This is a genomic window from Nonomuraea sp. K271 (genome assembly GCF_009908215.1).
Lineage (GTDB): Bacteria > Actinomycetota > Actinomycetes > Streptosporangiales > Streptosporangiaceae > Nonomuraea > Nonomuraea longispora.
This window is the reverse complement of the sequence record NZ_JAAAHR010000063.1, coordinates 1-17,345: the sequence shown is the minus strand read 5'-3', so window position 1 is coordinate 17,345 and position 17,345 is coordinate 1. Positions and strand designations below refer to the sequence as shown.

General features: G+C 69.9%; 12 protein-coding genes and 1 pseudogene. 10 read left to right on the top strand and 3 right to left on the bottom strand.

Features of this window, described 5'->3' with window-relative positions:
* The first annotated feature begins 441 nt into the window (after nucleotides 1-441).
* The 8 genes from metH (at nucleotide 442) to GUY59_RS22170 (ending at nucleotide 11,680) form a co-directional block, all read left to right on the top strand.
* Nucleotides 442-3,909 (top strand): methionine synthase, encoded by a 3,468-nt coding sequence (metH, locus tag GUY59_RS22205; RefSeq protein ID WP_138199195.1) that lies wholly within the window; start codon nucleotides 442-444, stop codon nucleotides 3,907-3,909.
* 95 nt (nucleotides 3,910-4,004) lie between these two features.
* Nucleotides 4,005-4,658, top strand: a complete 654-nt coding sequence (locus GUY59_RS22200; RefSeq protein WP_330849190.1) for an HAD family hydrolase — start codon at nucleotides 4,005-4,007, stop codon at nucleotides 4,656-4,658.
* A 105-nt stretch (nucleotides 4,659-4,763) separates the two neighbouring features.
* A complete protein-coding gene (locus GUY59_RS22195) occupies nucleotides 4,764-5,255 on the top strand; it encodes a cellulose synthase (RefSeq protein ID WP_138199194.1) in 492 nt (163 codons plus the stop codon).
* 225 nt (nucleotides 5,256-5,480) lie between these two features.
* Complete coding sequence (locus GUY59_RS22190) at nucleotides 5,481-6,473, top strand: ABC transporter permease (RefSeq protein ID WP_138199193.1); 993 nt, start codon at nucleotides 5,481-5,483, stop codon at nucleotides 6,471-6,473.
* Nucleotides 6,474-6,523: 50 nt separating this feature from the next.
* A complete protein-coding gene (locus GUY59_RS22185) occupies nucleotides 6,524-8,284 on the top strand; it encodes an ABC transporter substrate-binding protein (protein WP_171055296.1) in 1,761 nt (586 codons plus the stop codon).
* An 84-nt stretch (nucleotides 8,285-8,368) separates the two neighbouring features.
* The gene (locus GUY59_RS22180; RefSeq protein WP_138199192.1) at nucleotides 8,369-9,382 is read left to right on the top strand and encodes an ABC transporter permease; all 1,014 of its coding nucleotides are present in this window, start codon (nucleotides 8,369-8,371) and stop codon (nucleotides 9,380-9,382) included.
* Nucleotides 9,379-10,404: an ABC transporter ATP-binding protein gene (locus GUY59_RS22175; protein ID WP_138199191.1), complete on the top strand. Its 1,026-nt coding sequence runs from the start codon at nucleotides 9,379-9,381 to the stop codon at nucleotides 10,402-10,404. The genes GUY59_RS22180 and GUY59_RS22175 overlap by 4 nt, the downstream gene beginning before the upstream one ends.
* Before the next feature lie 241 nt (nucleotides 10,405-10,645).
* On the top strand, nucleotides 10,646-11,680 hold the full coding sequence (locus tag GUY59_RS22170; RefSeq protein WP_138199190.1) for an ABC transporter ATP-binding protein: 1,035 nt from the start codon (nucleotides 10,646-10,648) through the stop codon (nucleotides 11,678-11,680).
* A 383-nt stretch (nucleotides 11,681-12,063) separates the two neighbouring features.
* Here GUY59_RS22170 and GUY59_RS22165 read toward each other — a convergent pair whose 3' ends face one another.
* The 3 genes from GUY59_RS22165 to GUY59_RS22155 form a co-directional block, all read right to left on the bottom strand.
* The gene (locus GUY59_RS22165; protein WP_132340456.1) at nucleotides 12,064-12,747 is read right to left on the bottom strand and encodes a response regulator; all 684 of its coding nucleotides are present in this window, start codon (nucleotides 12,745-12,747) and stop codon (nucleotides 12,064-12,066) included.
* Entirely contained in the window at nucleotides 12,744-13,919 is a 1,176-nt protein-coding gene (locus GUY59_RS22160; protein WP_138199189.1) for a sensor histidine kinase, read from the bottom strand. Before GUY59_RS22160 ends, GUY59_RS22165 begins: the two co-directional genes overlap by 4 nt.
* Before the next feature lie 185 nt (nucleotides 13,920-14,104).
* Nucleotides 14,105-14,965, bottom strand: a complete 861-nt coding sequence (locus GUY59_RS22155; protein ID WP_138199188.1) for a RecB family exonuclease — start codon at nucleotides 14,963-14,965, stop codon at nucleotides 14,105-14,107.
* Nucleotides 14,966-15,147: 182 nt separating this feature from the next.
* On the opposite strand from GUY59_RS22155, the gene GUY59_RS22150 reads away from it, so the two are divergent.
* Both GUY59_RS22150 and GUY59_RS22145 read left to right on the top strand, forming a co-directional pair.
* On the top strand, nucleotides 15,148-16,284 hold the full coding sequence (locus GUY59_RS22150; RefSeq protein WP_138199187.1) for a site-2 protease family protein: 1,137 nt from the start codon (nucleotides 15,148-15,150) through the stop codon (nucleotides 16,282-16,284).
* A 338-nt stretch (nucleotides 16,285-16,622) separates the two neighbouring features.
* Nucleotides 16,623-17,345 (top strand): annotated as a pseudogene (locus GUY59_RS22145) (FHA domain-containing protein); the annotation flags it as partial.

Below are 17,345 nucleotides of genomic sequence, written 5' to 3'. Positions count from 1 at the left end.
CTTCGCCACCGCCGGTCGCCACCACCAGCGGGTCCGCGGCGGTCGCGCACGAACACGTCCCGCGAACACGTCCCGCGAACACGTCCCGCGAACACGTCCCGCGAACACCGCGCACGGTGCGCCCGGCGTCATCCGCACCGCCCGGCGACGCGGATGACGCCGGGCGAACACGGCCGCGCAAGGACACGGCGCAAGGACACGGCGCAAGGACACGGCGCAAGGACACGGCGCAAGGACACGGCGCAAGGACACGGCCGCGAAGAGGGCGCGCAAGGGCGGGGAGGAGCTCCGCCGGTGCCCGCGAGCACCGCGCGGTCCCTCCGCCGAGGGCGATGTTCTGTGCCGATCCCGGGCTCCGATGCCCCGCTTTGACCGGTGCGTTCACCGGCGGTCGAGGCCGCCTCGAACGATGATTCAGGCGCAGCCGATAAGCTTCACCACATGAGCATCTCCCCGTCCTTCCGAGAAGTGTTGTCCCAGCGCGTCGTCGTCGCCGACGGGGCGATGGGCACGATGCTGCAGGCCCAGGACCCGACGCTCGACGATTTCCACGGCCACGAGGGCTGCAACGAGGTGCTCAACGTCACCCGGCCCGACATCGTCCGTGGTGTGCACGAGGCCTATTTCGCCGTCGGCGTCGACTGCGTGGAGACCAACACCTTCGGCGCCAACCTGGCCGCGCTCGGCGAATACGACATCCCCGAGCGGGTCTTCGAATACTCCGAGGCAGGCGCCCGCATCGCGCGGGAGGCCGCCGACCATTGGTCCACCCCTGACCAGCCGAGGTTCGTGCTCGGTTCGATGGGCCCCGGCACCAAGCTGCCGACGCTCGGCCACCTGCCCTACGCCAGCCTGCGCGACGCCTACCGCGACAACGCCGCGGGCCTGATCGCCGGCGGCGCCGACGCCCTGATCGTCGAGACCTGCCAGGACCTGCTCCAGGTCAAGGCCGCCGTCATCGGCGCCAGGCGAGCCGTCGAAGACTCCGGCCGTGACGTGCCGATCATCGCCCAGGTCACGATCGAGACCAACGGCGCGATGTTGCTCGGCTCGGAGATCGGCGCCGCGCTGACCGCGATCGAGCCGCTCGGCGTCGACATCGTCGGGCTCAACTGCGCGACCGGCCCCGCCGAGATGAGCGAGCACCTGCGCTACCTCGCCCGCCACTCGCGCCTGAGGCTCTCCTGCATGCCCAACGCCGGCCTGCCGGTGCTCACCTCCGACGGCGCCTACTACCCGCTGAGCGCGGAGGAGCTGGCCGGCGCGCACGTCACCTTCACCGACGACTACGGCCTGTCCCTGGTCGGCGGCTGCTGCGGCACCACGCCCGAGCACCTCCGTCAGGTCGTCGAGCGGGTCAGGGGCAAGCAGGTGGCCCAGCGCCGCCCCCACCCCGAGCCCGGCGCGTCCTCGCTCTACCAGACCGTGCCGTTCCGGCAGGACACCTCCTACCTCGCCATCGGCGAGCGGTGCAACACCAACGGCTCCAAGGTCTTCCGCGAGGCCATGCTGGAAGGCCGGTGGGACGACTGCGTCGAGATTGCCCGCAACCAGGCCCGCGACGGCGCCCACATGCTCGACCTGTGCGTCGACTACGTCGGCCGCGACGGCGTGGCCGACATGAAGGAGCTGGCCTTCCGCTTCGCCACCGCCTCCACGCTGCCGATCATGCTCGACTCGACCGAGCCCGCGGTGCTGCAGGCGGGCCTGGAGATGCTCGGCGGGCGCGCGGCCGTCAACTCCGTCAACTACGAGGACGGCGCCGGCCCCGACTCGCGCTTCCAGCGCATCATGCGCCTGGTGCGCGAGCACGGCTCGGCCGTGGTGGCGCTGACCATCGACGAGGAGGGCCAGGCCCGCACCGCCGAATGGAAGGTGCGCGTCGCCGACCGCCTCATCGACGACCTGACCACCAACTGGGGCATGCGGGTCGAGGACATCATCGTCGACTGCCTGACCTTCCCCATCGCCACCGGCCAGGAGGAGACCAGGCGCGACGGCCTGGAGACCATCGAGGCCATCCGCGAGCTCAAGCGCCGCCACCCGGGCGTGCAGACCACGCTGGGGCTGTCCAACATCAGCTTCGGCCTCAATCCGGCCGCCCGCATGGTGCTCAACTCGGTGTTCCTCAACGAGTGCGTCAACGCCGGCCTCGACTCCGCCATCGTGCATGCCTCCAAGATCCTGCCGATGGCCCGCATCCCCGACGAGCAGCGCCAGGTCGCGCTCGACATGGTCTACGACCGCCGCCGCGAAGGCTACGACCCGCTGCAGCGCTTCATGGACCTGTTCGAGGGCGTCGACGCCGCCGCCATGCGCGCGGGCAAGGCCGAGGAGCTGGCCGCGCTGCCGCTGTGGGAGCGGCTCAAGCGGCGCATCATCGACGGTGAGAAGAAGGGGCTGGAGGCCGACCTCGACACCGCTCTGGAGCAGCGCCCCGCCCTTGAGATCATCAACGAGGTGCTGCTCGACGGCATGAAGACCGTGGGCGAGCTGTTCGGGTCGGGGCAGATGCAGCTGCCGTTCGTGCTGCAGTCGGCCGAGGTGATGAAGTCGGCCGTCGCCTACCTCGAGCCCCACATGGAGCGGGTCGAGGGCGAGACCAAGGGCCGCATCGTGCTGGCCACCGTCAAGGGCGACGTGCACGACATCGGCAAGAACCTCGTCGACATCATCCTGTCCAACAACGGCTACCAGGTGGTCAACCTCGGCATCAAGCAGCCGGTCTCGTCCATCCTGGAGGCCGCCGACGAGCACAAGGCCGACGTCGTCGGCATGTCCGGCCTGCTGGTGAAGTCGACGGTCATCATGAAGGAGAACCTGGAGGAGATGAACTCCAGGGGCCTGGCCGAGCGTTACCCCGTGCTGCTCGGCGGGGCCGCGCTCACCCGCGCCTACGTCGAGCAGGACCTGGCCGAGCTGTTCGAGGGCGAGGTGCGCTACGCGCGCGACGCGTTCGAGGGGCTGCGGCTGATGGACTCGTTCATGGCCGTCAAGCGGGGCGTCGCCGGCGCCAAGCTGCCGCCGCTGCGCGAGCGGCGCGTCAAGTCCGGCGCCGTGCTCACCCGTACGCCCGTCGAGGAGCTGCCGAGCCGCTCCGACGTGGCGGAGGACAACCCCGTGCCGGCCCCGCCCTTCCGCGGCGACCGCGTCGTCAAGGGCATCTCGCTGGCCGACTACTCCGCCTTCCTCGACGAGCGGGCGCTGTTCCTCGGCCAGTGGGGTCTCAAGCCCACCAGAGGCGGTCAGGGTCCCGGCTACGACGAGCTGGTGGAGACCGAAGGGCGGCCGCGGCTGCGCATGTGGCTCGAACGCATCCAGACCGAGGGCCTGCTGGAGGCGGCCGTCGTCTACGGCTACTTCCCGTGCGTCTCCGACGGTGACACGCTGATCATCCTGGACGACGACGACGGCGGCGAGCGCACCCGCTTCACCTTCCCGCGTCAACGCCGCGACCGTCACCTGTGCCTGTCCGACTTCTTCCGCGGCAAGAACTCAGGCGAGGTCGACGTGGTCGGCTTCCAGGTGGCCACCATGGGGCCGAAGATCTCCGAGGCCACGGCCGAGCTGTTCGCGAAGGACGCCTACCGCGACTACCTCGAGCTGCACGGCCTGTCGGTGCAGCTCACCGAGGCGCTGGCCGAATACTGGCACGCGAGGGTGCGCCAGGAGTGGGGCATCGGCGGCGACGAGTCGCTCGACGACATGCTCAAGGTCAACATCCAGGGCTGCCGCTACTCGTTCGGCTACCCCGCCTGTCCCAACCTGGAGGACCAGCAGCAGCTGTTCCAGCTGCTGGAGCCCGAACGCATCGGGGTGACGCTGTCGGAGGAGTTCCAGCTCCACCCCGAGCAGGCCACCTCCGCGCTGGTCGCCCACCATCCCGAGGCCAAATACTTCAACGTCTGACCGGTCCGCCTGCCGCGAGCGCGGCAAGGCCAGGACGGGGGAGGGCCGGGAAGGACGACGGCACATGGAGTGAGCACGCCGGACGGAGTGAGGCGATGGACATGCGGGCGGTCTTCTTCGACATGGACGGCCTGCTGGTCGACACCGAGAAGGTCTGGCTCGAGATCGAGTCGGAGGTGATGCGCAGGTTGGGCGGGCAGTGGACGCCCGACCACCAGGCGCACCTCCTGGGCGGCTCCATGGAGCGCGCGGTCGAGTACATGCTGTCCGCGTCCGGCTCGGGCGAGAGCGCCGCGACGGTGGAGCAGTGGATGGTCTCCGGCATGGTGGAGCGCCTGTCCGGCGGGGCGCGCGTGATGCCCGGCGCGTCCGAGCTTCTCGACGCGCTGCGCGACGAGGGCGTCCCCGTCGGGCTGGTCACCTCGTCGTTGCGGAAGATCGCCGACGCGGTGCTGAAGGAGTTCGGCCGCGACCGGTTCGACGTCGTGGTGACCGCCGACGACGTCGAGCGCACCAAGCCCGACCCCGAGCCGTACCTGACGGCCGCGCGGCTGCTCGGCGTTCTGCCGGTCCGCTGTGTCGTCCTAGAGGACTCACCGAACGGCGTGGCGGCGGCCACCGCGGCCGGCTGCGCTGTGGTGGCGGTGCCCAGCCTGCTACCGGTCGAGGAGGCGCCGGGGCGCCTGGTGGTCTCCTCGCTGGAGGAGGTCACGGTCGCCCGTCTGAGGGCCCTTCTGCCCGGCGTCTGAGGGCTCAAGGCCTGTCCCCTAGGGGAAATGTGGTTCTCGCGGAGGATGCCGGTCCGCGTTCGCGTGCCAGGATGGAGACAGAGCCACAACGAGGGAGCAGGCAGGATGTCGTTTGATCAGTTCGCTTGGCTGCCGTTGTGCGCCGGGGCGACCATCGCCGGGCTGGTGCTGAGTTTCCTGGCGTTCCGGCGCAGGGGAGCCGCCTCAGGGTTGCGGGTGACGGCGTGGGCCCTGTTGCCGCTGGCGGCCTATCTGACGGACGCGCTGCGGTCCCTGTGGACCATCGGCGTCACCGTCGTGGGCTTCGTGACCGGGCTGGTGTTCAACCCGCAGGTGTGGGCGGGAGTGGCCGTCGCGGGGCTGTCGGCGGTGCTCTTCGTGGTGTCAGGGGTGATGCGGGGGAGGAAGCTGAGGCTTCTGGGGCGGAAGAAGAAGCCCTCCGCGGACGGTCAGCAGGACCCTGCTGTTGCGCCTTCAGCGAACAAGCCGGCCGTCTCCGCCAAGCCCCAGGCCGCCGCCCCCGCCGCCAAGACAAGCAAGGGCGATGACGACTTCTCCGACATCGAGGAACTGCTGAAGCGCCGCGGCATTAGCTGATTCGGGCGATCTGTCACAGTTCCGAGACTCAACCGGGACGCGGGCTAGACATTGTCGTCAAGATCAATACGAATGAGTTTCGCATCAATCACAGATTAGCCACATAGCGGCCTGAGGGACTGGTCAGCGCAGCTCAGGCCATAGATTCTGCCTCCTGAGGTCGCGACTCGCGGTCTAAAGTCAGTACTCCAAGACCCGTCGTCTGGTACCAGGGGGCAATCCGGCATGACCGCACCGCTAGACGTATCCGGTTCCGCCGCAGAAGCGCAGCCGGAGTCGGTGCTCGCGGGAGCGGGCAAGGCCATCCAGGGCAGATCCCTCACCCGGATCGCGTGGATGCGGCTCAGGCGCGACAAGGTGGCTCTCGCCGGCGGCATCGTCGTCGTGCTGCTGATCCTCGTCGCGGTCTTCGCCTCGCCCATCATCGCCGTGTTCGGTCATCCGCCGCTGGAGTTCCACCAGGACCAGATCGACCAGAGCACGCTCCTGCCCAAGGGCGCCTTCGGCGGCATGGGCAGCGAATATCTGCTCGGAGTCGAGCCGATCAACGGCCGTGACATCTTCAGCCGCATCGTCGCCGGCGCGTGGATCTCGCTGCTCATCGGCTTCCTCGCCACGATGTTGTCGGTGCTCATCGGCACCACACTGGGCGTCATCGCCGGATACTTCGGCGGCTGGGTCGACCTGGTGATCGGCCGGCTGATGGACGTCTTCCTGGCCTTCCCGCTGCTGGTCTTCGCGATCGCGCTGGCGGGCGTCGTGCCCGACAAGGGGTTCGGCCTCGAGGGCAACGGCCTCAGGATCGCCATGATGATCTTCATCATCGGCTTCTTCAGCTGGCCCAGCATCGGCCGCATCGTCCGCGGGCAGACGCTCTCGCTGCGCGAGCGGGAGTTCGTCGACGCCGCGCGAAGCCTGGGTGCGCGCAACGGCTACATTCTGTTCCGCGAGGTCCTGCCGAACCTGATGGCGCCCATCCTGGTCTACGCGACCCTGCTCATCCCGACCAACATCCTGTTCGAGGCGGCGCTCTCCTTCCTCGGCGTCGGCGTCAACCCGCCCACACCGACCTGGGGAGGCATGCTCTCGGAAGCTGTCCGGTTCTACACGCTGCCGCACTTCGTGCTCTTCCCGGGGCTGGCGATCTTCGTTACCGTCCTTGCGTTCAACCTCTTCGGCGACGGGCTGAGGGACGCCTTCGACCCGCGGGCGCACTGACCTTCGCCAACGCTCCAATCCCCCATCTCACTCATCAAGGGGTTAAGTCAATGAGAAGGAAAACCGCACTGGCAGGGGCCGCGACAGCGGCGCTCGTCCTGGTGCTGTCCGCATGCGGCGGAGGCGGCGGCACACAACAGCCCGCCGATTCGTCCTCTGGCGGCGCCGCGCAACCCGCGTTCAACGCCGGCCTCAACGAGGTGTACAACCCCTCGACGAAGAAGGGCGGCACGCTCAAGGCCGCCCACTCCGCCGACTGGGACAGCCTCGACCCGGGTGACACCTACTACGGCTACTCGTTCAACTTCGGCCGCCTCTACTGGCGCACGCTGACGATGTACAAGCCGGGTCCCGGCCCCGAGGGCAACACCGTGATCCCCGACCTGGCCGAAGGGCTGGGCGAGCCGAGCGACGGCGGCAAGACCTGGACGTACAAGCTCAAGAGCGGGCTGAAGTTCGAGGACGGCACGGAGATCACCGCCAAGGACGTGGCCTACGCCGTGGCGCGCTCCTGGGACAAGAAGACCTTCCCGCACGGCCCCTCCTACCTCAACGAGCTGCTCGACTGGCCGAAGGACTTCAAGGGCGTCTACGAGGACCCCGACGCCGACTACTCCTCGGCCGTCGAGGCGACGGACGACTCGACGGTGGTCTTCCACCTGAAGGAGCCGTTCGCGTCCATGGACTACGTCGTGCAGATGCCGATGACCGCCCCGGTTCCCAAGGACAAGGACACCGGCGCGAAATACAAGGAGAAGGTCGTCTCCTCCGGCCCGTACAAGTTCGAGACCAACGAAATCGGCAAGGGCTTCACGCTGGTGCGCAACGACCAGTGGGACCCGGCGACCGACCCCAACCGTCCCGCGCTGCCCGACCGGATCGAGGTCCAGGTCAACGTCAACGCCGACGACCTGGACAACCAGCTCATCGCCGGCGACATCCAGCTCGACATCGTGGGCACCGGCCTGCAGGCGGCCGCCCTCGGCAAGGTGCTGCCCGACCCCGCGCTGAAGGCGCGTACGGACAACCCCACCATCCCCAGGCTCTGGTACGTCTCGGTCATTCCCGACACGCCGCCGCTGGACAACGTCGAGTGCCGCAAGGCCGTCATGTGGGCCGCCGACCGCGTCGCCAACCAGACCGCCTACGGAGGCGAGCTGGCCGGTGGCGAGATCGCCACGAACGTCCTGCCGCCGCCCATCGTCGGCCAGGAGAAGTTCGACCTGTACGCGACCCCGGGCAACAAGGGTGACGTCAACAAGGCCAAGCAGGCCCTCGCCGCCTGCGGCCAGCCGAACGGCTTCTCCACCACCATGACCTACCGCTCCGACCGTCCTCGCGAGAAGGCGCTGGCCGAGGCCATGGAGCAGGCGCTGGCCAAGGTCGGCATCAAGCTGACGCTCAAGGGCTTCCCCGGCTCCAGCTACTTCTCCGACTACGCCGGCAACGTCAACTACGTGAAGAAGAACGGCATCGGCCTGGCCGCCCACGGCTGGGGCTCCGACTGGCCTGACGGCTACGGCTTCATGCAGGCCATCGTCGACAGCCGTACGATCCGCGACGCCGGCAACTACAACCTCAGCGTCAAGAACGACGAGGTCGACAAGCTGATCGACCAGGCCTCCGCCGAGCTCGACGACGCGGCCCGCGCCAAGCTCTGGGTCGAGGTCGACAAGAAGGTCATGGAGGACGCCTCCATCCTCCCGGTGGTCTGGGCCAAGTCGCTGCTCATGCGCGGCAAGGGCCTGACGAACGTCGCCTACAACGAGGGCCAGAGCATGTTCGACTACATCTTGCTCGGCGTCGAGTGACCGTGCGAGGTACGGGGATCTAACGAAGGCAGGTGAAGGCAGAAGTGGCCTGCTCGGCGACGGGCAGGCCACTCGGCCGTAGCGGTGTTCACATACATCATCAAACGTGTCATCGGCGCGTTCGCCATGCTCATCGTCATCAGCATGGTGACCTTCGGCATCTTCTACGTCGTCCCCCAGTGGGCCGGCGCCTCACCGGAGGCCATGGCGTCGCGCTACGTCGGGCGCGCCGCGACGCCGGAGACGGTGCACCTGGTGGCCGAGCGGCTGGGTTTCAACGACCCGGTGATCGTGCAGTACGGCAGGTTCGTCAAGGGCCTGGTCGCCGGTGCCGAGTACGACTACGGCGCCGGCGTCGAGCGGTGCCCCGCGCCCTGCTTCGGCTACTCCTTCATCAGCGGTCAGCCCGTCTGGCCCGACCTGCTGGACCGTCTGCCGGTGACGTTCTCGCTGGCCATCGGCGCCGCCTTCCTGTGGGTGGTGGGCGGCGTGAGCGTGGGCGTGATCTCGGCGCTGCGCAGGGGCAGCTTCTTCGACCGCCTGTCCATGGGCACCGCGCTGGCCGGCGTCTCACTGCCGATCTTCTTCACCGGCATGATCTCCCTGGTCGTCTTCAGCTATGCCCTGGGCTGGACCCCGCCCGGCGGCGCATATACAGATTTTTCCGTTAACCCGGCCCAATGGGCCTACAGCCTGCTGCTGCCGTGGATCACGCTGGCCTTCCTGTTCGCCGCCACCTACGCCCGGCTCACCCGCGCTGGGATGCTGGAGACGATGGGCGAGGACTACATCCGCACCGCCCGGGCCAAGGGCCTGCACGAGCGCGAGGTCGTCGTCAAGCACGGCCTGCGGGCCGCGCTGACGCCCATCCTGACGCTGTTCGGCATCGACTTCGGTCTGCTCATCGGCGGCGCCATCCTCACCGAGACCACCTATACTCTGCCCGGGCTCGGCCAGTTCGCCATCCTGGCGATCAGGAACCAGGACATGCCGCAGGTCATGGGCGTGGTGCTGGTCGCCGCGATGTTCGTGGTCGTGGCGAGCCTGATCGTCGACCTGCTGTACGCCGTGGTCGACCCGAGGGTGAGGTTGTCGTGAGCTTCCTTGACGTCAAGGACCTGAAGATCCATTTCCCGACCGACGACGGCCTGGTCAAGTCGGTCGACGGGCTGTCGTTCAGCGTCGAGCGCGGCAGGACCCTGGGCATCGTGGGGGAGTCGGGCTCGGGCAAGAGCGTGACCAGTCTCGGCGTCCTCGGCCTGCACAAGGGCGGCAGGGCACGCATCTCCGGCGAGATCTGGCTCGACGGCGAGGAGCTCAACGGGGCCACGGCCGAGCACGTACGCGGGTTGCGCGGCAAGAAGATGGCGATGATCTTCCAGGATCCGCTGTCGTCCATGCACCCCTACTACTCGGTCGGCCACCAGATCATCGAGGCCTACCGCATCCACAACGACGTCTCCAAGCAGGTCGCCCGCAAGCACGCCGTCGACATGCTCGGCCGGGTCGGCATCCCCGAGCCGGGAAGACGCGTCGACAGCTACCCGCACGAGTTCTCCGGCGGCATGCGCCAGCGCGCCATGATCGCCATGGCGCTCTCGTGCGACCCGGAGCTGCTCATCGCCGACGAGCCGACCACGGCGCTCGACGTGACCGTGCAGGCGCAGATCCTCGACCTGATGCGCGACCTGCAGAGCGAGTTCAACTCCGCGCTCATCATCATCACCCACGACCTCGGCGTGGTGGCGGAGCTGTCCAACGACATCCTCGTCATGTACGCGGGCCGATGCGTCGAATACGGCTCCACCGACGACATCTTCTACCGCCCCGAGCACCCCTACACGTGGGGGCTGCTGGGCTCCATGCCCCGCCTGGACCGCGAGCCCACCGAACGGCTGATGCCCATCAAGGGGTCGCCACCGTCGCTGATCAACGTGCCGCAGGGATGCGCCTTCCACCCCCGCTGCCCGTTCGGCGAGCGTACCGAAGGCAAGGCCGAGACGGAGGCGCCGGCGCTCACCGAGACCGAGGGCGGCCACCTGGTCCGCTGCCACCTGAGCCGCGACGAACGGCGCACCCTGTGGGAGAACGAGATCAAGCCCGCGCTGGAGACCTCGTGACCTTCGCTCCGGCCCGCGAGGCCGAAGTTCCCCGAACGAAGCCGGGTGGCGCACCGGTCGCCACCCCGGCCCGCGCCCGGAGCGCCGCCGCACACCCTGACGCGGTGGCGCGAGCCCGGGTCACCACCACCGCCGCTCACTCCGGGCCGCCGCGCCGACACGATCAGGAGAACGTCATGCCCTGGAGCTCCCCATCCGTTCACCGCGCCAGGGGACGTGGTCGTCACGCGGGAGGTGCGCGATGAGCGAGGCGAGCGCCGACGAGCTGCTGCTTTCCCTCCAGAACGTCGAAAAGCACTTCCCCGTGACGAAGGGCCTGCTCAAAAGGCAGGTCGGCGCCGTCAAGGCGGTCGACGGGATCAGCTTCGACGTGGTCAAGGGCGAGACGCTCGGGCTGGTGGGCGAGTCGGGCTGCGGCAAGTCGACGACCGGACGGCTGGTCACCCGGCTGCTCGAACCCACGGCCGGTAAGATCATCTTCGAGGGCGAGGACATCTCGCACATGTCGCAGGGCCGGCTCAGGCCCCTCCGCCGCGACATGCAGATGATCTTCCAGGACCCCTACTCGTCGCTCAACCCCCGGCACACGGTCGGCGCCATCGTCGGCGCTCCCTTCCGGATCCAGGGCGTGCGCACCGAGAACGGCGTCAAGAAGGCCGTACAGGACATCTTGGAGCTCGTCGGGCTCAACCCCGAGCACTACAACCGCTACCCCCACGAGTTCTCCGGCGGGCAGCGGCAGCGCATCGGCATCGCCCGCACGCTCGCGCTCAGGCCCAAGCTGATCATCGCCGACGAGCCCGTCTCCGCGCTCGACGTGTCCATCCAGGCCCAGGTCGTCAACCTGCTCGAAGACCTGCAGAACGAGCTCGACCTGACCTACGTCGTGATCGCCCACGACCTGTCGGTGGTGCGCCACATCAGCGACCGGGTCGCCGTCATGTACCTGGGCAAGATCGTCGAGATCGCCGACCGCAAGCTCCTGTACAGCTCGCCCATGCACCCGTACACCAACGCCCTGCTGTCGGCGGTGCCGGTGCCCGACCCCAGAGGACGGGCCGGTCGCGAGCGCATCCGGCTGACCGGCGACGTGCCCAGCCCGCTCAACCCGCCGCCCGCCTGCCGCTTCCACACCCGCTGCTGGAAGGCTCAGGACATCTGCAAGCAGGTCGAGCCGCCGCTGGAGCAGCTCGCCAGCGGCCACCGGGTCGCCTGTCACTTCCCGGAGAACGCCCCGCAGGCCGCCGCGACCCCCGCCGCCACCGAGGACGCCTGACCCCGGCCGCGCCCTGCGCTGCAACCGGCCCGGTCGACGCTCCCTAGGAGGCGCCGGGAGCGCGTGAACCAGGCCGTTCCCGGGTGCCGGCGGTGCGCTTTCGTCTCGGAAGACGGCGTCGTGGACGATCGCCGCAGCGGAGCTGTGTGCGATCGCGCGACGCCCGGCCCCGCCGATGAGACGCGGACGAGGTGGTGACGCCCGCCGTGCCCCGGAACGCCGTGATCCCGGGTGACGCGCCCTGCGGCCGGAACCGGCCGAGGTGCGCGCCGCGCCTGCGCGCGGCCCGGCGAGGTCGGTCGATCGGGTCTGACAGGCCTGAGGGCCGTGCGTAGTGTCCGGAGCACGGCACGCGGACCGGAGCGGGTGTCAGGGCATGGATGTCAGGGCATGGCGCCCGGCGTGATCAACCCCGTCTCGTACGCCAGCACCACGGCCTGCACCCGGTCGCGCAACCCCAGCTTGGTCAGCACGTTTCCGACGTGCGTCTTCACCGTGGTCTCGCTCACCACGAGCTTCGCCGCGATCTCCGCGTTGGACATGCCCTTCGCGATCAGCCGCAGGACCTCCAGCTCCCGCTCGGTCAGCCGGTCGAGCCGCGCGGGGGTGGCCTGCTCGTGAGCGGGCGGCAACCGCGTGGCGAACCGGTCGAGCAGCCGCCGGGTCACGCTGGGCGCCACGATCGCGTCGCCGGCCGCCACCACCCGAATGGCCTGCACCAGCTCGTCGGGCGGCACGTCCTTCAGCAGGAACCCGGAGGCGCCGGAGCGCAGCGCCTCGACGATGTATTCGTCCAGGTCGAATGTGGTCAGCACCAGCACTTTCGGCACGTGCGCCGACGGAGCCGCCTCCCGCACGATCCTGCGGGTGGCCTCGATGCCGTCGACCCCCGGCATCCGGATGTCCATGAGCACCACGTCGGGCAGCAGCGCCCGCGTCTGCTCCTGTGCGCCTTTGCCGTCGCCGGCCTGGCCCACCACCGTGATGTCGGGCTCGGCCTCGAGAATCAGGCGGAATCCCGTACGCAGCAGCGGCTGGTCGTCCACCAGCAGCACCCTGATCGTCATTGACCGTCCTTCAACGGGAATCTCGCCCGTACCTCGAAACCGCCCCCCGGTAGCGGGCCGACGCTGAGGATTCCACCATAGAGGGCAACCCTTTCACGTATGCCCACCAAACCATGACCGGGCCGCCCGGGTGCCCCGGCCGCGCCCCTGCCGTCGTCGGCCACGCGTACGTCCAGCTCGTGGGGTGCGTGGCGGACGGTCACCACCGCCTTCGCCCCGGCGCCCGCGTGCCGCAGACTGTTGGTCAGCCCTTCCTGGACCAGCCGGTAGGCGGCCAGGTCGACCCCCGCGGGCAGCGGTGGCGGCTCGCCCTCGATGACCAGCCGCGTGGGCAGCCCGGCCTCGCGCATCTGCTCGATCAGCGCGGGCAGGTCCTCCATGCCCGGCTGCGGGCCCAGCTCGGCACGGGCGTCGGTGCGCAGCACGCCGACGATGTTGCGCATCTCGGACATCGCCATCCGGCCGGTGTGCTCGATCGCCGTCAGCGCCTCGCCGGCCAGGCCGGGGTCGGAGGACAACACCTTGCGCGCCGCGGCCGCCTGCACGGTCATCACGCTGACGTGGTGGGCCACGACGTCGTGGAGCTCGCGGGCGATCCTCGACCGCTCCTCGGCCCGCGCGGCCCGCGTGTCGGCCGCGCGTGCCCGCTCCAGCCGCGCCGCACGGCCTCTCAGCTCCTCCATGTACGCCCGGCGCAGCCGCAGGCTCCGGCCCGCGCCCCACACGGAGATCAGCACCATGGCCACCACCACGTGGTCGCTCAAGGTCGTGGCGCTGGGCGGGCCCGCCGCGGCGCCCAGCGCGTACGCCAGCACCGCGGCCAGCAGCCCGCCCAGCGCCATCGCCAGCCCCCGGTTGGAGGCCACGGAGTAGAGCAGCACCAGCCCGGACAGGCCCGGCACCCCGGTGCTGTATCCGAAACCGGTCAGCAGCGTCTCCGGCACCAGGCCCGCGCACAGCGCCGCGAGCGGCCACCGCCTGCGCACGGCCACGGGGGCGCACGCCAGCAGCACCAGCAGCGCACCGAGCGGATCGGGCTCGCGCACACCGTCGACCGCCAGGTCCCCGGACGCCAGCCGCCCATGTTCGTAGAGAACGAACAGCGCCACCGAGGCGGCGGCCACCACCCCGGCGAGCACCGTGTCGTGGAACCTGGTCCGGTCTATCCGCACCGCTTCACTGTAGGCCCAGGCCAGAACGCGTAACCTCCTCCCTCGGGAGGATTAGCCCGGCCGTGAGTCCCCGCTTGTGCGTCCCCGGGCGGTGCGTTCCCGAACCGCGCCCCGGTCCGCGCCCGCGCGTTCCCGGCCCGTGGCCGCTGCGCCTCCCGGGCCGGGCGGCGGCCCGGGAGGCAGGCTCAGAGCTCGTCGGTGGCCGCGCGGCGGCTGCTGCGGACGGTGTCGCCTGGCTGGCGGTTGGGCACCGGCGGCGGGGTGCCGCCGAACTCCGGGCACAACGCCTGGTGATCGCACCAGTCGCACAGCCGGCTGCGCCGCGCACGCCACTCGCCCGACTTCAATGACCGCTCGATCGCCGCCCACAACGCCATCACCTTGCGCTCGGTGGCGAGCAGGTCGGCCTCGTCGGGCGCGTAGCGCAGCACCTCGCCCTCACCCCCCAGGTAGACCAGCTGCAGCAGCCGGGGCACCTGCCCGCGCAGCCGCCACAGCACGAGGGCGTAGAACTTCATCTGAAATAACGCCTTGGCCTCGAAGTCGCGCCCCGGAGCGTTGCCCGTTTTGTAGTCGACCACCCTGACCTCGCCGCTCGGCGCCACGTCGAGGCGGTCGACGTAGCCCCGCAACATCAGCCCCCCGTCGAGCACCGCCTCGACGTAGAGCTCCCGCTCGGCGGGCTCCAGCCGCGTCGGATCCTCCAGCCTGAAGTAGCGCTCCAGCATGCCGCGCGCCTGCGCCAGCCATTCGGCCTGCTCGGCCTCGTCGGCGAACATCTCGCCGTAGTGAGGGTCGTCGTCGAGCAGCCGCCGCCACTGCGGCTCCAGCAACTCCAGCGCCGCGCTCACGGAACGCCGCGGGGCCGGCAGGTCGTAAAGTCGCTCCAGGACCGCGTGCACCACCGTGCCGCGCACCGCCGCCTGCGACGGCTTCTCGGGCAACTGGTCGATGACCCGGAAGCGGTAGAGCAGCGGACATGTCATGAAATCGCCCGCCCGGGACGGGGAGAGAGCTCCGATGATCGCCGGATCGGTCAATGTCATGCACCGCACTCTAGGTCAAGAGCCCGACAGAATAATGCCCGCGAAACGAGGATCACGTGATCCGGCGCGTAGCATCGAGGCAGCAACAGCACGTGCCAACGGGAGTCCGTGACACGGACCGCGCCCGGCCCCCGGCCGGGCGCGGCGACAGGTTCCCCGCGGCGAGGACGTCAAGGAGTGCGGTGAGCGAGCAGAGCCCGCGACAGGAGTTCTCCGGCATTCGGATGGGAAAGCCGTTCGGCATTCCGGTGTACGTCTCGTGGACGTGGTTCATCGTGGCGGCCTTCATCACCATGCTCGTCGGGCCGAGGATGCAGATCATGCTGCCCGAGCTCGGCGACACGGCCGCGTACGCCGTCGCGTTCGTCTTCGCGGTGCTGCTGTACGTGTCGGTGCTGCTGCACGAGCTGGCGCACAGCGTGCTGGCCAAGGCCTACGGCCTGCCGGTGCGGCGGATCACCCTCTACTTCCTCGGCGGCGTGTCCGAGATAGAGAAGGAGCCGCCGACGCCGGGCAAGGAGTTCCTGGTGGCCGCCGCGGGCCCCGCGCTCTCGCTGGCCCTGGGCGGGCTCGGGCTGGCCGCCGACGTCTACGTGATCAACGACGGCGGCATCCCTGAGGCGCTGGTCTGGCAGTTGTGGGTGGCCAACCTCATCGTGGGCGTGTTCAACCTGCTGCCGGGCCTGCCGCTGGACGGCGGCAGGATGTTGCGCGCCGGCGTGTGGAAGCTCACCAAGAACCCCGGCTCCGGCACCGTCGTCGCCGCCTGGGGCGGCCGGGTGCTGGCCGTGCTCCTCGTCGTGGTGCCGGTCGCGGCGACGATGTCCGACGGGCGTGAGCTCGACCTGACCGACCTGCTGTGGCCGATGGTGCTGGCCATGTTCATCTGGCTCGGCGCCAGCCAGTCGCTGCGCGTGGCCAAGATCCGAGCCAAGATCCCTCAGGTCAACGCGCGCACGCTCGCGCGCAGGGCCATCCCCGTGGTCGCCGAGACGCCGCTGGCCGAGGCGCTGCGGCAGGCGGGCGAACGCCGGGCCGGGGCCATGGTCGTGGTCGACCACGAAGGCCGGCCCCTCGCCATCGTCAGCGAGGCCGCCGTCCAGGCCACGCCCGAGCACCGCCGCCCCTGGGTCAACGTCGGCTCCCTCGCCAAGTCGCTCGATCCCGACATGGTGCTCGCCGCCGACCTGGAGGGCGAGCCCCTCATCGACGCCATGCGCGAGTCGCCCGGCAGCGAATACCTGCTCGTGGAGCGCGGCGGCGACATCTACGGCGTGCTGGCCACGGCAGACGTGAACCGCGTCTTCACAGGCGTCTGATTTGTCCCACTCGTTTAAGCGGCAGCCCCCGGCTAGGGTCGTGTCCAGCAGTTTCGGGTGGGCCGGAGCCGACTCTGGCGATTCTGCGATGTGACGACAGGCCGATAGTGTTCTGTTTGGCCAGACTTGCACAGTTGAGGGGTTTGCCGCGGTCGACCGGTTCACCGAATCGAGACGAGGGGGCCGCGACGCGGCCTCGTCGTCGGGGTACGTATGGCTGGTGACCAGCACGGCAGTGCGGGTGCCGTAACACCGCCGGCTTCCGGGGAGGAGAGTTGAGTGACCGAGCGCAGCGAGGGCACCAATGAGCGCAGCACGGTCGTCATGAGGGAGGACGCATGACCGACCAAGGCTTCGGAGTGGTGCGTCCGCTTCCTGGAAATGGGCTGGTCGCCTACGAGGGCGGGCTGTTGCTCGTGTGCGACGCCGGCGAGTCCGCGGCCGACGACCTCCTGGAGGCGCTGCGCGCGACGGCCTCGTCAGGCGGGGACGGCCGGGCGCTGGCCCGGCGCGCCGCCCAGGTGCTCGCGGCCAACATGGCGGGCGACCCGGCCACCTGCGCGGTGGCCGGCCCCGTCGGCGACGGCGTGGCCGTCCTGGTCAGCGGCTCGGCGGCGGCCACCATCGGCACCCCTGGGGGTGAGACGCGGCTGGCCGGCAGCGACTCGCTGACGTGGGCCGACCGGCTCGTCACCGGCACCGTGGAGCGCGTCGAGCTGAGCCTGCCCGGCGCCGGCAGCCCGCACCCCGCGGTCCGGTTCGACGGCGGCGTCGTGCACGGCGGCGGCCTCGTGGGCGACTTCTCCGAGCAGCCCTCGGCCCCGGCCGTGTCCAGGCCGCTCACCAGCGAGATGCCCGCCACCGGCATCCACGTCGAGCCCGATCTCATCCAGCCGCCCCCGCAGCAGCAGCCGGTCGAGCGCCCTCCCTACCCGCTGGCCGACCAGCCACAGGCCGGCTCGGGCCCGCAGCCCGGCCCCCACTCGGGCCCGCAGCCGGTCGAGCCGCCTTCCTACATGACGCCCCCGGATCAGCCGGCCCCCTACGGCCCGCCGCAGGAC